The organism is Salipiger sp. 1_MG-2023 (assembly GCF_030547555.1).
Classification (GTDB): Bacteria; Pseudomonadota; Alphaproteobacteria; order Rhodobacterales; family Rhodobacteraceae; genus Salipiger.
The window spans coordinates 84,749-103,188 of sequence record NZ_JAUOQN010000010.1; the positions used below are offsets into that span (position 1 = coordinate 84,749).

Consider the following 18,440-nt stretch of genomic DNA (forward strand, 5'->3'; position numbering starts at 1 on the left):
CGCCCGATGACTGTTTATCGCCACTCCGCCACGCAGCAGGATCCCGATACCCCTTATGACGAAGCGCCAGCGGGCGGCTGGGGGTCGCTGGAGGGCATTGCACAGATCGCTGGCGAGGCAAAGCCGTCGGCTGTGGCGATGAAGATTCTTGGAACGTTGAACAAGCCGGGAGGGGCGATGTGTTCGTCCTGCGCCTGGGCCAAGCCCGCCAAGCCCGGTCCGGTGGAATTCTGCGAGAATGGTGCCAAAGCGACCTTGTGGGAGCTGGACCGGCGGCGCGCCGACGCGGCGTTCTTTGCCGATCACACGCTCGAGGAGCTGAAAGGTTGGCACGACCACGATCTGGAAAGCGCCGGGAGGCTGACCGAGCCGTTGCGCTATGATGTGGCGCAGGATCGCTATGTTGCCACCAGCTGGGACGACGCCTTTGCGGCCATCGGCGCCGAGCTGCGCGCCATGGATCCGCAGCAGGCGGTGTTCTACGCATCGGGGCATGCCGGGCTGGAGGCGTCGTATCTTTATGCGCTGTTCGCCCGCGCCATGGGGCATCAGAACCTGCCGCAAAGTTCGAACATGTGTCACGAGACGACCTCGGTGAACCTCAAGACCTTCATCGGCACGCCGGTCGGCACCTGCACGCTTGAGGATTTCGACCATTGCGATGCGATCTTCTTTTTCGGTCAGAACACCGGGAGCAATTCGCCGCGCTTTCTGCACACCCTCAAGGCGGCGGTGGACCGGGGCTGCCGGATCGTGACCTTCAACCCGGTGCGCGAGCGGGGATTGATCGAATTCGCCGATCCGCAAAGCCCGGCGCAGATGACGCTGGCCCCGGCGACGAAGATGTCTCGGCATTATTATCAGGTGAAGCCGGGCGGCGACATCGCGGTGATGGCAGGGCTGATCAAATGCGTGCTGGCCGTCGAAGAGGCCATGCCGGGCGCCATTGATCACGAATTCATCGCCCAGCACACGCAAGGGATCGACGCGATGCTCAAGGCGGTGCACGCCGCCACATGGCCCGAGATCGAGCGCGAGTCCGGCCTGAGCCGCGCCATGATCGAACAGGCCGCCGATGTCTATCTGTCAGCCGGGCGCAGCATCGGCATCTATGGCATGGGGCTGACCCAGCATGTGAACGGCTGGCTCAACCTTGGGATGCTGGTCAACCTGCTGCTGCTGCGCGGCAATATCGGCAAGCTCGGGGCAGGGATTTCGCCGGTGCGCGGCCATTCCAACGTGCAGGGGCAGCGCACCGTCGGGGTTGGCGAGAAAGCCGCGCATATGCCGGCGGACACGTTGAAACAGCTCTTTGACATCGACGCGCCCGAGCAGGACGGGCTTAACGCGGTGCATGCCTGCGAAGGCATCCTTGATGGCAAGGTCAAGGCGGTGATCTCGCTGGGCGGCAACCTGTTGCGCGCGCTTCCCGACCGGGAGCGGCTGGAAGCGGCTTGGCCGCGTCTGCGTCTTACCGTTCATGTCGCGACCAAGCTCAACCGTTCGCATCTGATGCCCGGAGAGGTGAGCTATATCCTGCCCTGCCTCGGGCGGGTCGATCGCGACAGGCAGGCAGGCGGCGAACAGGCGGTGTCGATGGAGGACACGTTCAGCCATATCTATGGCTCGCTTGGCGAGGCCGAGCCGCCGTCTGACACGGTGAAATCCGAACTGGCCATCGTCGCGGGCATGGCCGAGGCGACGCTCGATCCGAACCCGGCGCTGAAATGGCGTGAGTGGACGGCGAATTACGATCTCGTGCGGGATCTGATCGAGGCGACCTTCCCGGATGATTTCGCGCAGTTCAACCAGCGCCTGATGCAGCCGGGCGGGTTTTATCGCGGCAACCCGGCGCGCGAGCGCATTTGGAAGACCGACAGCGGCAAGGCGCAATTCACCGCGCCAACCACCCTGTCGGCGCTGGGGCAGGCCCCTGGTGCGGGCATGACCCTGATCACCCTGCGCTCGAACGATCAGTTTAACACAACGATCTACGGCTTTTCCGACCGGCTGCGCGGGCTGAAGGGCAGCCGCATGGTTGTGCTGATCAACCGCGCGGAAATCGACCGGCTCGGCCTTGCCGAGGGGCAGCAGGTGGCGCTTGAAACCCTTGTGGAGGACGGAATCCACCGCCGGATCGATGGGCTGACGGTCACCCCATATGATCTGCCGGATAGCTGCATCGCGGGCTATTACCCGGAACTGAACCCGCTTGTGCCGCTAGGCTATCACGAAAAAAACTCGGCCACGCCCGCCTACAAGGGCACCCCGGTGCGGATCGTTCCATGACGCATGAGGCCTTTCCCGCGCCGCTTGCGGGCGCTACTCTGGCACACCGGGGCGCTTCCCCGCGCGGAGGACTCTTGCGCATTTTCTGGATCATCTGCGGCTCGCTTGCACTGGCGCTCGGGGTGCTGGGCATTGCGCTGCCGCTGCTGCCGACCACGCCCTTGGTGCTGCTCGCCGCCTTCTGCTATGCGCGTGGGTCCGAACGGATGCACCGCTGGCTGCTGCGCAACCGTGTCTTTGGGCCAATGATCCGCGACTGGCATGCCGAGGGCGCAATCTCGGCGCGGGCACGTACGCTCGCGGTGGGCACCATGGGCGGCGTATTCGCCATCAGTCTTGCACTGGGGCTGCCGTGGCAGGCGCTGCTGTTTCAGGGGGTTGCCATGGGCGGCGCGGCGATATTCATCCTCACCCGCCCGCTGCCGAAGCAAGGCAGCTAACGCGCCGCGCCCGATCTTCATCTTGCAAGATAAACTCCGGGGGGGCGCGTAGCGCGGGGGGCTGGCCCCCCTCGACCTTTGCCGATGGCACTATTGCGCAGGCTCTTTGGCGGGCTTACCGGGGGCCGTGCGATAGATCAGCGCAGCCTCCGCCGCCGCATGGGCATCGGCGCGGCTCTGAAGATCGACATGATGCGCAGATTTAACGCAGACCGGGTCGGTCGCCCCTGCATCCCCGGCCAGCGCCATCGCCTGACAGCGGCAGCCCCCGAAATCCACCTCTTTGCGATCGCAGGACGCACAGGGCTCGGGCATCCAGTCGGTGCCGCGATAGGCGTTGAATGCTGCCCCGTTTTCCCAGATGTCAGCAAGGCTGCGGTTTTTCACATTGTCAAAGCGCAGGTGCGGGATGGTTTGCGCCGCATGGCATGGCAGCACCAACCCGTCGGGCGCGACGTTGAGCCCCGTCGAGCCCCAGCCGCCCATGCACCGCTTGGGATAATCCGAATGGTAATCGGCGGGCACATAATCGATGACCAGCTTGCCCTTCAGGGCGCGCCGGGCCTCGGTCACGATACGCGTCGCCTCGGCGGCCTGCGCGCGGGTGGGCATCAGCGCGTCGCGGTTCTTCAACGCCCAGCCGTGGAACTGCACGGTGGCGACCTCAATGCGGCGCGCGCCCATCTCGACGGCCATCTCGATGGCGCGGGGCAGCTGGTGCAGGTTGCGCCGATGCAGCACCGCGTTCAGCGTCAGTGGAAAGCCGATCTGCCCGATCCACTCGGCGACCTGCATCTTGCGGGCGTAGCCGCCCCGATACCCGCCGATTTCGTCGGCCATTTCGGGCGTGGTGCCTTGCAGGCTCAGCTGCACATGATCGAGCCCGGCGGCATCCAGCGCCTGCAGGCGTTTTTGCGACAGCCCGATCCCGGAGGTGATGAGGTTGGTATAAAGCCCCGCCTCCCGTGCCGCCTGTACCAACTCTTCAAGATCGCGGCGGCTGGCGGGTTCGCCACCCGACAGGTGCAGTTGCAACACGCCGATCTGCGCCGCCTCGGTGAACACGCGCACCCAGTCGGCGGTGCCGAGTTCGCTGTCTTGCCGGGCAAGATCGACCGGGTTGGAACAATAGGGACAGGCGAGCGGGCAGCGGTGGGTCAGCTCGGCCAGCATCGCGATGGGCGGGCGTGGCTTGGTCATGGCTTGGCCTTCTTGCAACGCGCCGGTCACAGGACCGGCGCGGATCTGAAAATCGAGTGTGCGGCCTCAGGCAAGATCGACAAAGCGGCGATCGTGCAAGGCCCCGAGGAACCCGGCGGCATCCTTGGCGATCTGCTCTTCGGGCGCTTGATAGCGGGCGGCGAGGCTGGCGGTGATGTCTTGCAGGCTCTTGCGGCCGTCGACCTCGGACAGGATGGCATGGGCGATCTCGTCCAGCGTGACTGTGCGTTCGGGGGCCAGCAGCACCCATGTGTCGCGCACGGTATCGCGGTGAATGCGCACGCCGCGCGGCAGAAACGGAATCGCCTCGGGCTGCATCATGCGGCCCTGCCGCGCGCCAGCCCTTCGTGCGGCTGCCACGCGCCGGGGGGGATGCGCTGTTCGACATAGGCCCCCCAAAGCGCATCGAGCTGCGCCCAGAGCACATCGGTCTTGAAGGTCAGAGCGGCGGCGGCCATGTCCTGCTTTTCCTGCGTATCGGCATGGTCAAGCACCCAGCCAAGGCCAAAGGCCACGTCCTTGGGCGCTTCGTTCAGGCGGTTGCGGAAATAGCTCAGCGCGCTGTCATCGGCAAAATCGTAATGGGCCAGCAAGCCTTCGATGCGGTTGGCGTGGATCTTTGGCGCGAACAGCTCGGTCAGCGAGGCGGCCACCGCTTCAAGCAGCGTCTTGTCGCGCACATAGCGCACATAGGCATCGACGGCGAAACGGGTGGCCGGCAGCACGCCCCGGCGCGAGGCGACGTAATCGCGATCCAGCCCCACCGCATCGGCAAGGCGCAGCCAGCGGCGGATGCCACCCTCGTTCTGCTCGGTGCCATCGTGATCCTCGATGCGGCTCCGCCAGATGCGGCGCAGGTCCGGGTCTTCGACGCGGGACATGAAGGCGGCGTCCTTGATCGGGATCGAATGCTGGTAATAATAGCGGTTGATCACCCATGCGCGCACCTCGTCCGGGGTGCACTGCCCGCCGTGCAGGCGGTGATGGAACGGGTGCTTGTCATGATAGCGCTCCGCGCCGATCTGGCGCAGCCGGGCTTCGAAATCCTGCCGCGATTGGCTCATGAGGTTACCTCCATGCCGTCGCATCCGATGGTCCAGCCCGCAGCTTCGGCCTGCGCTCGTTCGGGCGCGCCGGGGCGCAGCACCGGATTGGTGTTGTTCATATGCACATAGACCTTCTGGCCGATGCTCAGCCCGTCAAAGGCGGCAAGCGAGCCGTCTTCGCCGCTCATCGACATATGGCCCATCCGCTTGCCGGTTTTCTGGCCAAGCCCGGCGCGGATCATCTCGTCGTCGCGCCACAGCGTGCCGTCAAAGAACACAAGGCTGGCGCCATTCAGCCGCGCGCGCAGATCCTGCGGCAGCAGGGCGCAGCCGGGGATATAATAGGCGGTGTCCCCGCCCGCTTGCAGCGCCACGCCAACGGTCTGCTCGCCGATCACGTCGGTCTGCACCGTCTCGCCTTCGAGATAAAGCGGCACCTTGCCGGGCACGGCAAACAGCGTCGCGCTCAGGCCGGGGGCCAGTTCGAACGGCGTGTCCAGCGCGATGGGCTTGCGCGGCACCACCGCCGCGTTGACGGCGTTGAAGATCGGGTTTTCCGCCAGCACCCGGTGGATGCCGGGCGTCGCAAACAGGGCAAAGGGCTGCATTTCGCGCAGCGTCAGCAGGCCCGCCACATGGTCGATGTCGCCATTGGTCACCAGCACCGAGGTCAGCGGCATGTCGCGCAGCCCGGTCGGGTGCAATTCCGGCGTGGCCGCCAACTGGGCGCGAATGTCCGGCGAGGCGTTCAGGATCGCCCAATCCGTGCCATTGGCCGAAACCGCCAGCGAACTTTGCGTCTGGGGCGGTATCTCGCCCGCCCGGGCGGCATTGCAATTGGGGCAGCCGCAATTCCATTGCGGCAGGCCGCCGCCGGCCGCTGCCCCAAGGATACGCGCGCGGATGGTCATGCTACGTCTCCCGCGCGCGCCGTTTGATCAGAACAGGACGCCGTCGTCGTGCTCGGGGCCGTACATGTTGATTTCCATGCCGCACTCGATCTCGCGGATAACGGGTTTTGTCCAGGCCATCGTCTTTCCTCCTCAGGTTCAGACAGGGGTTTCGTATCTGGCAGACTGCCAAATTCAAGGCAGGGTGCGCGAGTCTTATATTGTAAGAGGGGCTAAGACCTTGGTCGGCACCTCGTTCAGGGATGTGGGCCTTCGGCGGCCTTTTTCAACTCTTCCGAAAACTCGCGGCGCAGCTTGCGCCGGATCGCTGCGGCGCGATTGCGCTTGGCTTCGGCCTCGGTAAGGATCTTCAGCTCGGGCACTGCCTTCGGCTTGCCGGACTCGTCGACCGCGACCATGGTGAAATAGCACGAGTTGGTGTGGCGGCGGGTGCCCTTGCGGATGTCTTCGGCCTCGACCCGGATGCCGATTTCCATCGAGGTGCGCCCGGCGTGGTTCACCGCGGCGCGGAACGTCACCAGTTCGCCAACGTTGATTGGCTGCTTGAAGGTCACCTGATCCACCGACAGCGTCACGGCATAGCAGCCGGAAAACCGCGAGGCGCAGGAAAAGGCCACCCGGTCGAGCAGGTTCAGCAGCGCGCCGCCGTGCACCTTGCCCGAGAAATTGGCCATGTCCGGGGTCATGAGCACGGTCATGTCTAGCTGGCGGGGGTCCATTGGCGGGGCTCCTGTTGTGAGGTCACGGAATTTCGATAGGATGTGAATGGCTTGCAGGGCAAGCGCTTTCGGTGCGGCCTAGCGCCGGGGGGCGGTGCCTTTCAAGCAAAAGCCGCGATGACGCTCGGTGACGATCTCGAAGCCGAAATCGCAGGCAGGTCGGAGTTTGCGGCGCAGGTAACCGATATAGACATCCACCACATTGTCCGAGGCCGGCTCCAGGCCCCAAAGCGTTTCAAGGATCTGTTGCCGGGGCAGCACGGTGCCCGCGTGTTCGGAGAGCAGCGCCAGCAGCGCGAATTCCCGGTCGGTCAGCTGAACGCTGCGGGTCTGCGTCGTCAGCGTCTGGTCTGTGGATGACAGCTGCGCCGGAGCGGGGCGCAGGGCGGCGGCGCGGCGTTGCTGTACCTTCAGCCGTGCGACCAGCTCGTCGAAGGCAAAGGGTTTGATCACGTAATCGTCGGCCCCCGCCTCCAGCCCTTCGGCGCGGTGATCGACATCCGACAGCGCCGAGAGCATCACCACCGGCAGGCTGGCGCCGTGCTGGCGGGCGCGGCGCACAAGCTCGATGCCGCTGTCCTCGCCCAGCATCACGTCGATCACCGCTGCGTCGTATTTGCCCGACAGCAGGCGGGGCAGGGCGGTGTCGGCGCGGGCCTCGGCCTCGACCGCGTAGCCATGCAGGCCCAGCCCGCGGGCAAGGGCGGAACGGATTTCCGGGTCGTCGTCGATCACGAGAAGGCGGGGCGCGCGGGTCATGGGCACAGCTTATCGCGGCGTCAGCGGAAGGCGAGTCGTTATCCGCGTGCCCCGGCCATCGGCAACCGGAGAGGTCACGGAAATCGTGCCGCCCTGTGCCTCGATCACCCAGGCCGCCAGCGCAAGGCCAAGGCCAAAGCCCTGCGCATTGCCGCTGCCGCCCTGCGCGAAGTGGTCCCAGATCCGGGCCTGATCCTGTGGCGCGATGCCGGGGCCAAGGTCGCTCACCTCGATTTGCGCCATGCCGCCGGAAGCCGTCGCCGACAGCGTCACCGCGCCGCCGCTGCGGGCGTGGCGGATGGCATTGCGCAGCAGCCCGACCAGCACCTGCCGCAGCCAGTTGCGATCCACCGTCACGCTCAGCGGCGCCGGGCTCAGCGTCAGTGTCATGCCCGCCGAGGCCAGCTCGGCCTTGGTTTCGGCGGCCACCTCGGCCAGCAGCGCGGCAAGATCCACCGGCGCCGGGTCCAGCGCCAGCTGCCCGGTTTCCGAGCGCGCCACCCGCAGCAGATCGTCGATGCGCCGGTTCAGCCGCTGCGCGCGCGCTTCGATGGTGGCGAACGAGGGCAGCGGCTCGGCCCCCTGCCTGCCAAGCTGCGCTTCCATCAGGATCACCGTCAGCGGTGTGCGCAGCTCGTGCGAGATGTCGGCGAAGAACCGGCGGCGGTCTTCGTCGGCGCGCTCCAGCCGGGTGTTGGCGGCGCTCAGCGCGGCGGTGCGCGCGGCGATGGTGTCGTTCAGATCGGCGCGATCCTGCGCCACCGCCTCGGCCCGCGCAGCAAGCGCACGGGCCATGCGGTTGGTCTCGGCGGCAAGGCGACCGATCTCGTCGGCGCGCCCCTCGGGCAGGGCGACGGCGAAATCCTCGGTCTTGATACGCCGGGCTGCGCCCAACAGCGCATCAAGCCGGGCGAATTGCGGGCGCACCAGCCCGAAATACACGCCAAGCGCCAGCAGCAGTGCCGCCGCGCCGATCGCCAGCGCCAGCAGCGTCAGCCAGTGGCGCAGCCGGTCGATGCCGCCAAGAATGTCGGCCCGAAGGCGGGTTTCCTCTTTCACCGCTTCTCCCAGCAGCGGCTCGAATCCTGCTGCAAAGGTATCGAGATGCGCCCGCAGCCGCGCCTTGTCGCCCGCGCCCAAAAGTCCAGAGAGCGAGCTGCGGAACAGCGCCTCCATCCGCGCGATGGCCAGCGACTGGGTGGCCCGGCGCGATTGCGCATCAAGCCCCTGAGCTTGCGTGACCTCGCTGTCGAGCCCGGCGCGCAGGTGGGCAAAGCTCTGGCGCACCGTCTCGGCCAGATCGTCGGTGCGGGCGGCGCGGGTCTCGGCGAGGGTGTCGGTCTGCACCATCTCGGTTGCGACCACCAGAAAGGTCGACACCTGCGTCGACAGCGCGGCATAGCCCTGAAGCCGCCGTTCCGCGCCAAGCGCTTCGTCAAGCCGTGTCGACACCTGCGCCATGCCCGCCACCAGCAGACCCGCCGCCAGCAGCGCAGCCAGCCCCAGCGCGGCAGAGGCCAGCCCCAGACGGGCCTTCAGGCTGAACGCGCGCACGTCGGTTTCCAAGCCATGCCTTGCAGGAGGGTCAATGCCACGCCTGTTCCTGATCTGCCCAGTTTTCAATCAATTGCTGCATGCTTCAGCAAATTCAACGTATCTTGCTGCGATGCAGCAGGCCCCGCAGGCATCGTACATCCTTTTTTGAAATTTTCGGGTGACGCTTAACGTCTCTACGTCAACCAGACCCCTGAGGCTAGCATGATCGAACTTCTCTTTGTCACCTGCCTGTCGATGGCCCCCGACCAATGTCAGGAACGCAGCCTGCTGTTCACCGATATCAGCCCGATGGCCTGCATGATGGGCGCGCAGCCCGAACTGGCGAAATGGTCCGAGTCGCATCCGCGCCATATCGTGTCCGGCTGGAAATGCCGCAGCCTGCGCCCCGGCGAGCACGACGCCTGACCCCGATCACGCGGCCCTTGGGAGGGCCGGCCGCGTGATACTGCCCCGAAACGCCGCTTCCCGACCCTGATGGCTGCCCCGGCGATATGCCCCTTTGGCAGCGGTTGACCTATCCCCCAGCTTGGCATCAGCATCCTCCTTCGGAGGAAGGGAGGATCTTTGCTTGTCGACAGCGAAGATGGCATCACGCGGCCTTGGCACGGCGGTTTCGCTGGGTGGCCTTGCCGCGCTTTGGATCATTGCCGCAACGCTGAGCGATGACGCCAGCGTGCTGCCGCAACCGTGGCAATTGCTGCCCGCCTTTCTGCGCGCGCTTGGCAGCGGCGAGTTGGGGTTTCACCTTGGCATGACGCTGATGCGGGTGGTCTGTTCGTTCGGATTGGCGATGTCGGTGGGCATCGCGCTGGGGCTGGCGATGGGGCGGCTGCCGCGGCTCGATCGCTGGCTCGACCCATGGCTGGTGGTGTTTCTCAACCTGCCGGCGCTGGTGCTGATCGTGCTGTGCTACCTGTGGATCGGCCTGACCGAGACCGCCGCCATCGTGGCGGTGACGCTCAACAAGATCCCCAACGTGGCGACGGTGATCCGCGAGGGCGCGCGGGCGCTTGATCCCGGTCTGGATGCCATGGCGGGGATCTACCGGATGCCGTTCCTGCGCCGGATGCGCCACGTGGTGCTGCCGCAGCTGGCGCCGTTCATCACCGCCTCGGCGCGCTCAGGCGTGGCGGTGATCTGGAAGATCGTGCTGGTGGTGGAATTCCTTGGCCGGTCCAACGGCGTCGGCTTTCAGATCCACCTGTATTTTCAGCTCTTCGACGTGGCGATGGTGCTGGTCTACGCCTTCAGCTTCATCGCGGTGATGCTGGCGGTGGAATGGCTGGCGCTGCAACCCCTTGAACGGCGCGCAAGCCGGTGGAGACAGACATGACCCTGACGGTCAGCGATCTTGGCTATGCCTACGGCGCCAAGCGGGCGCTCGATGGGGTCAGCTTTGCCCTGATGCCGGGGTTCACCGCGCTGCTCGGGCCGAACGGCGCCGGAAAATCCACGCTGTTCGCCCTGCTGACCCGGCTGTTCGTCACCCGTGAAGGGCGGATCAGCATCGCCGGTCAGGACATGGCCCGCGCCCCGCGCGCCGCGCTGTCGCAGATCGGCGTGGTGTTCCAGCAACCGACGCTGGATCTGGACATGTCGGTTGCCGCCAACATGCGCTATTTCGCGGCGCTGCATGGCATTGCCGGGCGCGAGGCGTCGATCCGCTCCGCGCGCGCGCTCGAGCAGCTTGGCATGGCCGAGCGGGCGAACGAGCGGGCGCGCGATCTCAATGGCGGGCATCGCCGCCGCATGGAAATCGCCCGCGCGCTGATTCACGACCCCAAGGTGCTGCTGCTCGACGAGCCGACGGTGGGGCTTGATTTCAAGTCGCGGCAAGGGATCGTCGATCATGTGCACGGGCTGGCAGGGCAGGGGCTGACCGTGCTGTGGGCGACGCATCTGGTCGACGAGATCCACGACAGCGACGGCGTCGTGGTGCTGCACCGGGGCCGCGTTCTGGCGCATCAGCGCGCGGAAACCCTGCGCGCGGGCCGCCCGCTGGCGGATGTGTTCATCGAGATGACCGCCTCGGAGGCGCTGACATGATCTATCTTGTCGCCATGCTGGCGATCATCCGCCGCGAGGCCATGCGCTTTGTGCGCCAGCGCTCGCGCTTTCTGGCGGCGTTGGTGCGCCCGTTGGTCTGGCTGGTGGTGTTCGCGGCGGGGTTTCGCGCCGCGCTTGGCCTGTCGATCATCCCGCCCTACCAGACCTACATCACCTACGAGGTCTATATCGTGCCCGGCCTGTGCGGCATGATCCAGCTGTTCAACGGCATGCAATCGTCGCTGAGCCTCGTCTACGATCAGGAAATGGGCTCGATGCGGCTGCTGCTGACCTCGCCGCTGCCGCGCTGGTGGCTGCTGCTGTCAAAGCTGCTGGCCGGGGCGCTGGTGTCGATCCTTCAGGTCTATGTCTTTCTTGCGGTGGCGGCGGGCTTTGGCATCACGCTGGAACCGTGGGGCTATGTGGCGGTGCTGCCGGCGCTGGTGCTGTCGGGGCTGATGCTGGGGGCGCTGGGGCTGCTGATCTCGTCGACCATCCGTCAGCTTGAAAATTTCGCGGGGGTGATGAACTTTGTCATCTTTCCGATGTTCTTTCTGTCGACGGCGCTTTACCCGCTGTGGAAGATGGCGGAAAGCTCGCAGCTCCTGCGCGATATCTGCGCGTGGAATCCGTTCACCCACGCGGTCGAGCTGATCCGTTTTGCGCTGTATCTGCACCCCAACCTCTGGGCGCTGCTCTGGGTCTGCCTGAGCTTTGCGCTGTTCTTTGGCGCTGCGGTGCTGGGATATGATCCGGCCCATGGCATGACGCGGCGACGCAAGGGATAGACCATCCTGCGGCGCTAACAGCGCAAACAGGGCTTTCTGCCCCTGAAAGGGAGTGTTAAGCCCATGCCCAGCAAAACCTGCCGCCTATCGGCATCCCCCCAAAAACCTCCGGAGGATCGAAAGTACCATGGCCGACCAGAACACCCCTGACATTGTGTATACCAAGGTAGACGAAGCGCCCGAGCTGGCCTCGGCCTCGCTTCTCCCGATCATTCAGGCCTTCGCTTCGGCGGCGGGCGTGTCGGTCGGCACCAAGGACATTTCGCTTGCGGGCCGCATCCTTTCGACCTTCCCCGAGGCGCTGACCCCCGAGCAGCAGCAATCCGACGATCTGGCATGGCTGGGCGAATGGGTGAAGCAGCCCGAGGCGAACGTGATCAAGCTGCCGAACATCTCGGCCTCGGTGCCGCAGCTGGTCGCCGCGGTGAAAGAGCTGCAGGCGCAGGGCTATGCGCTGCCCGACTATCCCGAAACCCCCGCCAGCGATGCGGAAAAGGCGGTGCGCGCCAAGTATGACACGCTCAAGGGCTCTGCGGTGAACCCGGTGCTGCGCGAAGGCAACTCGGATCGTCGCGCCGCCGCCGCGGTCAAGAGCTTTGCCCAGTCCAACCCGCACCGCATGGGCGAGTGGACCGCCGACAGCAAGACCCGCGTTGCGGCCATGGACGGCGGCGACTTCTTCTCGAACGAGGTTTCGGCGACGCTGGGCAAGGCCGGCACCGCCAAGATCGTGCTGGAAACGGCATCGGGCGAAACCGTGCTGAAGGATGCCGTCAGCTACCCCGAGGGCACCGTTGTCGACGCCACCTTCATGAGCGCCGCCAAGCTGTCGGCCTTCCTTGACGCCGAGATCGAAAAGACCAAGGCCGAAGGCGTTCTGTTCTCGCTGCACATGAAGGCCACGATGATGAAGGTCTCGGACCCGATCATCTTTGGCCACGCGGTCAAGGCATGGCTGAAGCCGGTGTTCGAGGCGCATGGCGACAAGCTGGCGGCGCTGGGTGTGAACCCGAATTCCGGCCTTGGCGATCTGCTGGCCCGGGTCAAGGATGACGCCGAGCTGATGGCTGCCATCGACGCCGTCACCGCTGCGCGCCCGCCGATGTACATGGTCAATTCCGACAAGGGCATCACCAACCTGCACGTGCCGTCGGATGTGATCATCGACGCCTCGATGCCGGCGCTGATCCGCGCGGGCGGCAAGGGCTGGGGCCCGGACAACAAGGAACATGATTGCGTCTGCGTCATTCCCGACAACAGCTATGCGCCGGTCTATGATGCGGCCATCGAATTCTTCAAGGCCAATGGCAAGCTGAACCCGGCCACCGCCGGAACCGTGCAGAACATCGGCCTGATGGCGCAGAAGGCCGAGGAATACGGCAGCCACCCCACCACCTTCGAGATCCCGCAGGCGGGCACCGTCAAGATGATCCTCGACGATGGCACCGTGCTGCACCAGCACAGCGTCGAAGCGGGCGACATCTGGCGCTCTGCCTCGGCGCGCAAGGCCCCGATCGAAGACTGGATTGCGCTGGCGATCGACCGGCAAAAGGCCACCGGCTACCGCGCCATCTTCTGGCTGGACGCGAACCGCGCCCATGACGCCGAGCTGATCGCCTACGTCAAGGCGATCCTCGAAGCGCGCGGCGTTGCCGACAAGTTCGAGATCATGGCCCCGCGCGAAGCGACCATCGCCAGCCTCGAGACCATCACCAAGGGCGACAACACCATTGCCATCACCGGCAACGTGCTGCGCGATTACCTGACCGACCTGTTCCCGATCCTCGAACTGGCGACCAGCGCCAAGATGTTGTCGATCGTCAAGCTGATGAACGGCGGCGGGCTGTTCGAAACCGGCGCGGGCGGCTCTGCTCCCAAGCACGTGCAGCAGCTGATGGAAGAAAACCACCTGCGCTGGGATTCGCTGGGCGAGTTCTGCGCGCTGGGGGAATCCTTCCGTTTCCTCGCCGATCAGGCGGGCAACGAAAAGGCGCGGGTTCTGGGCGATGCGGTGGATACCGCGACGCAGGGCATTCTCGACAACGGCCATTCGCCCTCGCGCAAGGTCGGCGAGCCCGACAACCGTGCCAGCCACTACTGGTTCGCCCGCTACTGGGCCGAAGCGCTGGCCGGACAGTCGGTCGACACCGAGCTGGCGGCGCATTTTGCCCCCATCGCCAAGGCGCTGACCACCGGCGAGGCCGAGATCCTGGGTGAGCTGGCGGCGGTACAGGGCGCCCCGGCCGATCTGGGTGGGTACTATCACGGCGACGCGGCCAAGACCGCTGAGGTGATGCGCCCCTCGGCCACGCTGAACGCGATCTTCGCCTGAGACTGACCGATCAAGGCCCCCGCCCGGTGACGGGCGGGGGCTTTTTCATGCCTGCCGCCTCATGCCTGCCGCGTCGCGATGAACACGACCGAGACATAGATCTGCACCGGCGCGTCATGCTGGTTGAAGGTGGTGCAGCGGATCCGCACGATGCCGCGCTCTGGCCGCGTGGCCGAGGCGCGGGCGGACAGAATCTCGATCTCGGCTCTCAACGTGTCGCCGGGAAAGACCGGTCGCGGCCAGCGCAGCTCTTCCATGCCCGCCCCGACAGAGCCACCGGCAGGCTGGAACGCCCCGGTCACATATAGCCGCATGGTCATCGCCGCGGTGTGCCAGCCGCTGGCCGCCAGCCCGCCGAACAGGCTGTTGCGCCCGGCCTCGTCATCAAGGTGAAACGGCTGCGGATCGAATTCGGCGGCAAAGCGCAGCACATCGGCCCGCTCGACCAGCAGCGTGCCGGTGTGAAACACCTGCCCCGGTGTCAGATCTTCTAGATAATGTCTGGTCATGCCAAGCTCCCCTCTGTTTGCCGCTCGCTAGCAGGCAACCGGCCAGAACGCCATGAGACTGCGCAAGGCAGCAGCATGGTGCAGCTGACAAAAGCGATAATCTGATAGAGAGGGTGCCACGCCATAGGGCTTCAAGCTGCCAAGCGATTGAAAATAAATGAGAGAACCGAGCGTAGCCGCCTGATTTCTGCCGCGGATCAGTCCGGCGGCGTCCAGCTCCACGCCATCAGTTCGTCGAGCCGGTTCATCTTGTGATCACGGATGCGCTCGAGGATTTCGGCGAGCCACGCTTGCGGCTCGCGACCATTTTTCTCGGCCGTCTCAATGAGCACCATCGCCCGGGCCAGCGTTTCGCTGCCGCTGTCGGAGCCCGGGAAGAGCCAGTCCTTCCGAGCGATGCCGACCGCAGATGTGCGAGCGCGCCCGTTGGGCAACCTGAGTGACTGACGCCCCACCGACACCCACCTCCAGATAAGACAGGTGCCTTTATGCACGTGTCTTCGCGGGCCCTGCTTTCGTCAGGCAGGTGGGCTCAATCGGGCCGTTACCCTTCATCGAGGCGTTCAACGAGCGCTTCCGCGCGGAATGCCTGCCCCGCCATTGGTTCATGAGCCTTGCCGACGCCCGTGAAAAGTTGGAAGCTTGGTGTAGACACTACAACGAAGACAGACCCCACAGCGCGATCGAGTACAACGTCCCGATTGCCATGCACTATCCCGATGGCGTCACCAGCCCGTCATCGTGATAGAGCCGGAAAACTCCAGCTTCCGACGGTCCAAGGTTGGGGAGCAGTGCAGCAGCCGGAAAACTCCAGCTTCCGGCGGTCCAAGGTTGGGGAGCAGTGCAGCAGCCGGAAAACTCCAGCTTCCGGCGGTCCAGGGTTGGGGAGCAGTGCAAGTTGGCGCAGACTCTACATCACGGTGAGGGATTTCGCGGTGAGCAGGTCACAAGCGACCGTTGCCCAGCTGGGGTGCTTGTTCGGCCCATCGGGAAACTTTACAAGGGTTGGGCTGCGGATGCCCTGACTGCCAGCGCCGTAGATGGTACAAGCTCTGCGCATCTCGCACGGGCTGCTGGCGATTGCCCGATTACAGTACGCTGTGCCGTCGCCAGAAGTCTCTGAACGAAGGCTAGCGCCCCAACACTGGTCATTCGTCCATGGCGCGGCATTTTCGGAGGATGAAGGTCGGCAAAGCGGGACCGAGCAGACTTTCGAACCGAAATCGTCAATCACTGTAATCGAGAAATTTGCCTCGAGCACCGTCTCGTCTAGTAGGACAGACGGCGAAGACCCAGGCGCAGTCAAGCGCCTGGGTCTTGCTCACATCAACCGACCAGAGCGTTATCCCGACGCTTCACCGCCACGATGGCAGAGCGAGGAAGCGCGCCTTCTCCATCGGGAAACGGTGCGCCGGGATGCTGGATGCCGACAAACATGGTGCGCCGATCCGCAGACCATGTCAGGCCCGTTACTTCGCACCCTTTCGGCCCCGTCAGGAAGCGCCGGATTTCGCCGGTCGCGGGATCACCAGCCAACATCTGGTTGTTGCCCATGCCAAGGAAGTCGCCTTCGTTGTCGTCGTCACCATCCGTCTGGATCCAGATCAAACCAGTGCTATCGATTACCATCCCGTCAGGAGAGTTGAACAGGTTGCCCTCATTGATGTTGGCCGTACCGGCATACAGCCCCTCGGAATGAACCGTTGGGTTGCCTGCCATCACGTACAGATCCCACTCAAAAGTAGACGCTGCGTGGTCGCTGTTCGTCGGGCGCCAGCGCACGATTTGGCCGTAATTGTTGACCGCGCGCGGGTTGGGCGCATTTACAACCATAGGCTCACCAGCCGCATTCGTGCGTACAGAGCCGTCGTCATTGGTGGCGCCACGGCGCGAATTGTTGGTCAGGCAGCAATAGGCTTCGATGGCAATCGGGTTGACGGCGATCCATTCGGGGCGGTCCATGGTCGTCGCGCTGACTTGCGTGGCTGCCATCCGTGTGAAGACGGCGATTTCGGCCTCGGACATTCCGGTGTCTTCGGGTGTCAGGGCGATCCAGCTGCCGGTCATATCGTCGTTGAACTTTGCAACGAAAAGCTGGCCTTCGGTCAACAAAGTTGAGGTGTCTCCGCCCGGCGTGTAGACGTCGCGGCTGACCCATTTGTACATGTATTCGCCGCGTTCATCATCGCCCATGTAAACCACGACGCGACCATCGGGTGCGACGACCGAGGCGGCATTCTCATGTTTGAAGCGGCCAAGTGCCGTGCGCTTGATCGGTGTGGATGTCGGGTCGGTGGGGTCGATTTCGACGATATAACCTGCGCGGTGCGGCTCGTTTGGCTCTTTGGAAAGATCAAAACGCGCATCGAACCCGTGGTAGTTATAGCGCCCGGGATCGACGTCGGTGCTAATCCCGTAGCGTGCAAAGCCTGCGGCTGTCGCGTCATCAAGGGACAACTCTGCAGTCGTTCCGAAATAGCCGTTGAAGTTCTCTTCGCAGGTCAGATACGTGCCCCAAGGGGTGCGCCCGGACCCACAGTTGTTGAATGTGCCCAAAGACATCGTGCCCGTCGGGTCGGCATTGGTCTTCAGCAGGTCATGGCCCGCGGCAGGCCCATCAAGCAACATTTCGGTACGGTGGTGAATGCGGCGGTTGTAGGGGCTGTCAACAACGACTTCCCAGCCAGCGTCGCCCTCGGCGATTTCCATCACGGTCACGCCCTGAAAGTTTTGCAGGCGCACAACGTCGTCTGCAGAAATGGGCTGGCCCTCCTGTTCGGCGGGCAGATTGATCCCGCCGTTAACGTATTCGGAATTCACGACCAACAACTCGGTGTCACCGACCAGGAACAGCTCCATCCCGTCGGTGTTCTCTCCGAACACGCGATCAGAGCCTTCGGTCGGAATGCCTGTCACAGGATCAAACGCAGGCGCATCGGAAAACAAGGGATCACCCCAGCGCACGAGCACGTCCCAATCATAGCCAGTCGGCACATGCACCGTACCGTCGGTCTGCGGGGCAAGCTGCTCAAAGGCAAAGCGTGATGCCTGTTGCGCCTGTGCAGATGTGCTGGACAGCAGGCCCGTGCCCATCACGGCAGCGCCGGACCCGAACGCCAGAACGCCGCCCAAGAAACCGCGGCGCGAAACCGCGCGCTCTACGACTTCGTCAAATCCCTGCCTCATCGGACGCGGAAATTTCAGTTCGTCTTCATCGTCAAAAGACAATTCATCGTAGTTGATTTGAGACATATTTCACCATCAGCTTGGACCCGCAGCAGGTCTTGACAGGTGCAACAGATAGCGAGGGGTCACGGCAGTTTTATAACAGCTTTCCAAATTTGAAATGACAGGGCCGCGTAACGCAGGCTGAAGAAAGCGGTGTTTCCTACGCACTGCAGCATTAAGAATTCTGGACTCACAGCCGCCCGCCGGCGGTGCGGCAGGCATCCCGGGTGCCCCCGCCCATCTGATCGACATGGTCGGCCCAGATGTAGGTGCCGGCTGCTGTTCGCAATCGAGAAATGGCACGATTTCGGACATCGCTCATATCTATCCGGCCTGTTGATCGGCTCGCGGGCCGTGGCCTCGATGGGGCGCACGCGCCGTGGTCTCGTTAGTTGCAAGGGCGATGATGACCATCTGGGCCGTCAGATGCTGGGGGCGTATCTTCTCCGTTCCGTACTGTTTTCTCTGTCGCGAACGGTCCGAACACATCGGAGGGCCATGCCCGGGTGGCGTCTCTCGGTAGTGCCCCGAGAGGTGGTGTAAGAGCGCCGACCTTCGGAGAGGTCCAAGGCTGATCAGGTCGCCACGGCGGACA

17 protein-coding genes and 2 pseudogenes are annotated in these 18,440 nt (G+C 64.5%); 8 read left to right on the top strand and 11 right to left on the bottom strand.

All coding sequences use genetic code 11. The annotated features are described in order from the left end of the window. The first annotated feature begins 6 nt into the window (after positions 1 to 6). Both Q4543_RS07310 and Q4543_RS07315 read left to right on the top strand, forming a co-directional pair. Positions 7 to 2,289 (top strand): FdhF/YdeP family oxidoreductase, encoded by a 2,283-nt coding sequence (locus tag Q4543_RS07310; protein WP_303437154.1) that lies wholly within the window; start codon positions 7 to 9, stop codon positions 2,287 to 2,289. Positions 2,290 to 2,363: 74 nt separating this feature from the next. After that, on the top strand, positions 2,364 to 2,729 hold the full coding sequence (locus tag Q4543_RS07315) for a YbaN family protein (protein ID WP_303437155.1): 366 nt from the start codon (positions 2,364 to 2,366) through the stop codon (positions 2,727 to 2,729). Positions 2,730 to 2,819: 90 nt separating this feature from the next. On the opposite strand, the gene pqqE is transcribed toward Q4543_RS07315, so the two are convergent. The 8 genes from pqqE to Q4543_RS07355 form a co-directional block, all read right to left on the bottom strand. Beyond that, positions 2,820 to 3,929, bottom strand: a complete 1,110-nt coding sequence (gene pqqE / locus Q4543_RS07320; RefSeq protein WP_303437157.1) for a pyrroloquinoline quinone biosynthesis protein PqqE — start codon at positions 3,927 to 3,929, stop codon at positions 2,820 to 2,822. A 66-nt stretch (positions 3,930 to 3,995) separates the two neighbouring features. Further along, entirely contained in the window at positions 3,996 to 4,271 is a 276-nt protein-coding gene (pqqD, locus tag Q4543_RS07325) for a pyrroloquinoline quinone biosynthesis peptide chaperone PqqD (protein ID WP_303437159.1), read from the bottom strand. Continuing rightward, positions 4,268 to 5,014 (bottom strand): pyrroloquinoline-quinone synthase PqqC, encoded by a 747-nt coding sequence (gene pqqC, locus Q4543_RS07330; RefSeq protein WP_303437160.1) that lies wholly within the window; start codon positions 5,012 to 5,014, stop codon positions 4,268 to 4,270. Before pqqC ends, pqqD begins: the two co-directional genes overlap by 4 nt. Then, entirely contained in the window at positions 5,011 to 5,907 is an 897-nt protein-coding gene (gene pqqB / locus Q4543_RS07335) for a pyrroloquinoline quinone biosynthesis protein PqqB (RefSeq protein ID WP_303437162.1), read from the bottom strand. The genes pqqC and pqqB overlap by 4 nt, the downstream gene beginning before the upstream one ends. A 27-nt stretch (positions 5,908 to 5,934) precedes the next feature. Beyond that, positions 5,935 to 6,027 (bottom strand): pyrroloquinoline quinone precursor peptide PqqA, encoded by a 93-nt coding sequence (pqqA, locus tag Q4543_RS07340; RefSeq protein WP_040384855.1) that lies wholly within the window; start codon positions 6,025 to 6,027, stop codon positions 5,935 to 5,937. 116 nt (positions 6,028 to 6,143) lie between these two features. Then, entirely contained in the window at positions 6,144 to 6,626 is a 483-nt protein-coding gene (locus Q4543_RS07345) for an acyl-CoA thioesterase (RefSeq protein WP_216003598.1), read from the bottom strand. A 78-nt stretch (positions 6,627 to 6,704) separates the two neighbouring features. Next, positions 6,705 to 7,385, bottom strand: coding sequence for a response regulator transcription factor (locus Q4543_RS07350; protein WP_303437164.1), 681 nt, complete (start codon positions 7,383 to 7,385; stop codon positions 6,705 to 6,707). 9 nt (positions 7,386 to 7,394) lie between these two features. Beyond that, positions 7,395 to 8,939: a HAMP domain-containing sensor histidine kinase gene (locus Q4543_RS07355; RefSeq protein ID WP_303437166.1), complete on the bottom strand. Its 1,545-nt coding sequence runs from the start codon at positions 8,937 to 8,939 to the stop codon at positions 7,395 to 7,397. A 204-nt stretch (positions 8,940 to 9,143) separates the two neighbouring features. On the opposite strand from Q4543_RS07355, the gene Q4543_RS07360 reads away from it, so the two are divergent. The 5 genes from Q4543_RS07360 to Q4543_RS07380 all read left to right on the top strand — a co-directional run bounded on the left by Q4543_RS07360 (position 9,144) and on the right by Q4543_RS07380 (position 14,108). After that, positions 9,144 to 9,347: a hypothetical protein gene (locus tag Q4543_RS07360; RefSeq protein ID WP_303437167.1), complete on the top strand. Its 204-nt coding sequence runs from the start codon at positions 9,144 to 9,146 to the stop codon at positions 9,345 to 9,347. Between the two features lie 178 nt (positions 9,348 to 9,525). Continuing rightward, positions 9,526 to 10,275, top strand: coding sequence for an ABC transporter permease (locus tag Q4543_RS07365; protein ID WP_303437176.1), 750 nt, complete (start codon positions 9,526 to 9,528; stop codon positions 10,273 to 10,275). After that, on the top strand, positions 10,272 to 10,988 hold the full coding sequence (locus Q4543_RS07370) for an ABC transporter ATP-binding protein (RefSeq protein WP_303437169.1): 717 nt from the start codon (positions 10,272 to 10,274) through the stop codon (positions 10,986 to 10,988). Before Q4543_RS07365 ends, Q4543_RS07370 begins: the two co-directional genes overlap by 4 nt. Then, a complete protein-coding gene (locus tag Q4543_RS07375; protein ID WP_303437171.1) occupies positions 10,985 to 11,776 on the top strand; it encodes an ABC transporter permease in 792 nt (263 codons plus the stop codon). Before Q4543_RS07370 ends, Q4543_RS07375 begins: the two co-directional genes overlap by 4 nt. 127 nt (positions 11,777 to 11,903) lie before the next feature. Beyond that, positions 11,904 to 14,108 carry an NADP-dependent isocitrate dehydrogenase gene (locus Q4543_RS07380; protein WP_303437172.1) on the top strand — a complete coding sequence of 735 codons (2,205 nt, stop codon included), beginning with the start codon at positions 11,904 to 11,906 and terminating at the stop codon, positions 14,106 to 14,108. Positions 14,109 to 14,167: 59 nt separating this feature from the next. On the opposite strand, the gene Q4543_RS07385 is transcribed toward Q4543_RS07380, so the two are convergent. Together Q4543_RS07385 and Q4543_RS07390 are read right to left on the bottom strand one after the other, a co-directional pair. Next, on the bottom strand, positions 14,168 to 14,617 hold the full coding sequence (locus Q4543_RS07385; RefSeq protein ID WP_303437173.1) for a MaoC family dehydratase: 450 nt from the start codon (positions 14,615 to 14,617) through the stop codon (positions 14,168 to 14,170). A gap of 197 nt (positions 14,618 to 14,814) precedes the next feature. Then, a pseudogene (locus tag Q4543_RS07390) lies at positions 14,815 to 15,021 on the bottom strand (transposase domain-containing protein); the annotation flags it as partial. Positions 15,022 to 15,167: 146 nt separating this feature from the next. On the opposite strand from Q4543_RS07390, the pseudogene Q4543_RS07395 reads away from it, so the two are divergent. Continuing rightward, positions 15,168 to 15,362 (top strand): annotated as a pseudogene (locus tag Q4543_RS07395) (transposase); the annotation flags it as partial. A gap of 581 nt (positions 15,363 to 15,943) precedes the next feature. On the opposite strand, the gene Q4543_RS07400 reads toward Q4543_RS07395, so the two are convergent. Next, positions 15,944 to 17,869, bottom strand: coding sequence for a PhoX family phosphatase (locus Q4543_RS07400; protein ID WP_303437174.1), 1,926 nt, complete (start codon positions 17,867 to 17,869; stop codon positions 15,944 to 15,946). Between the last annotated feature and the right edge of the window lie 571 nt (positions 17,870 to 18,440).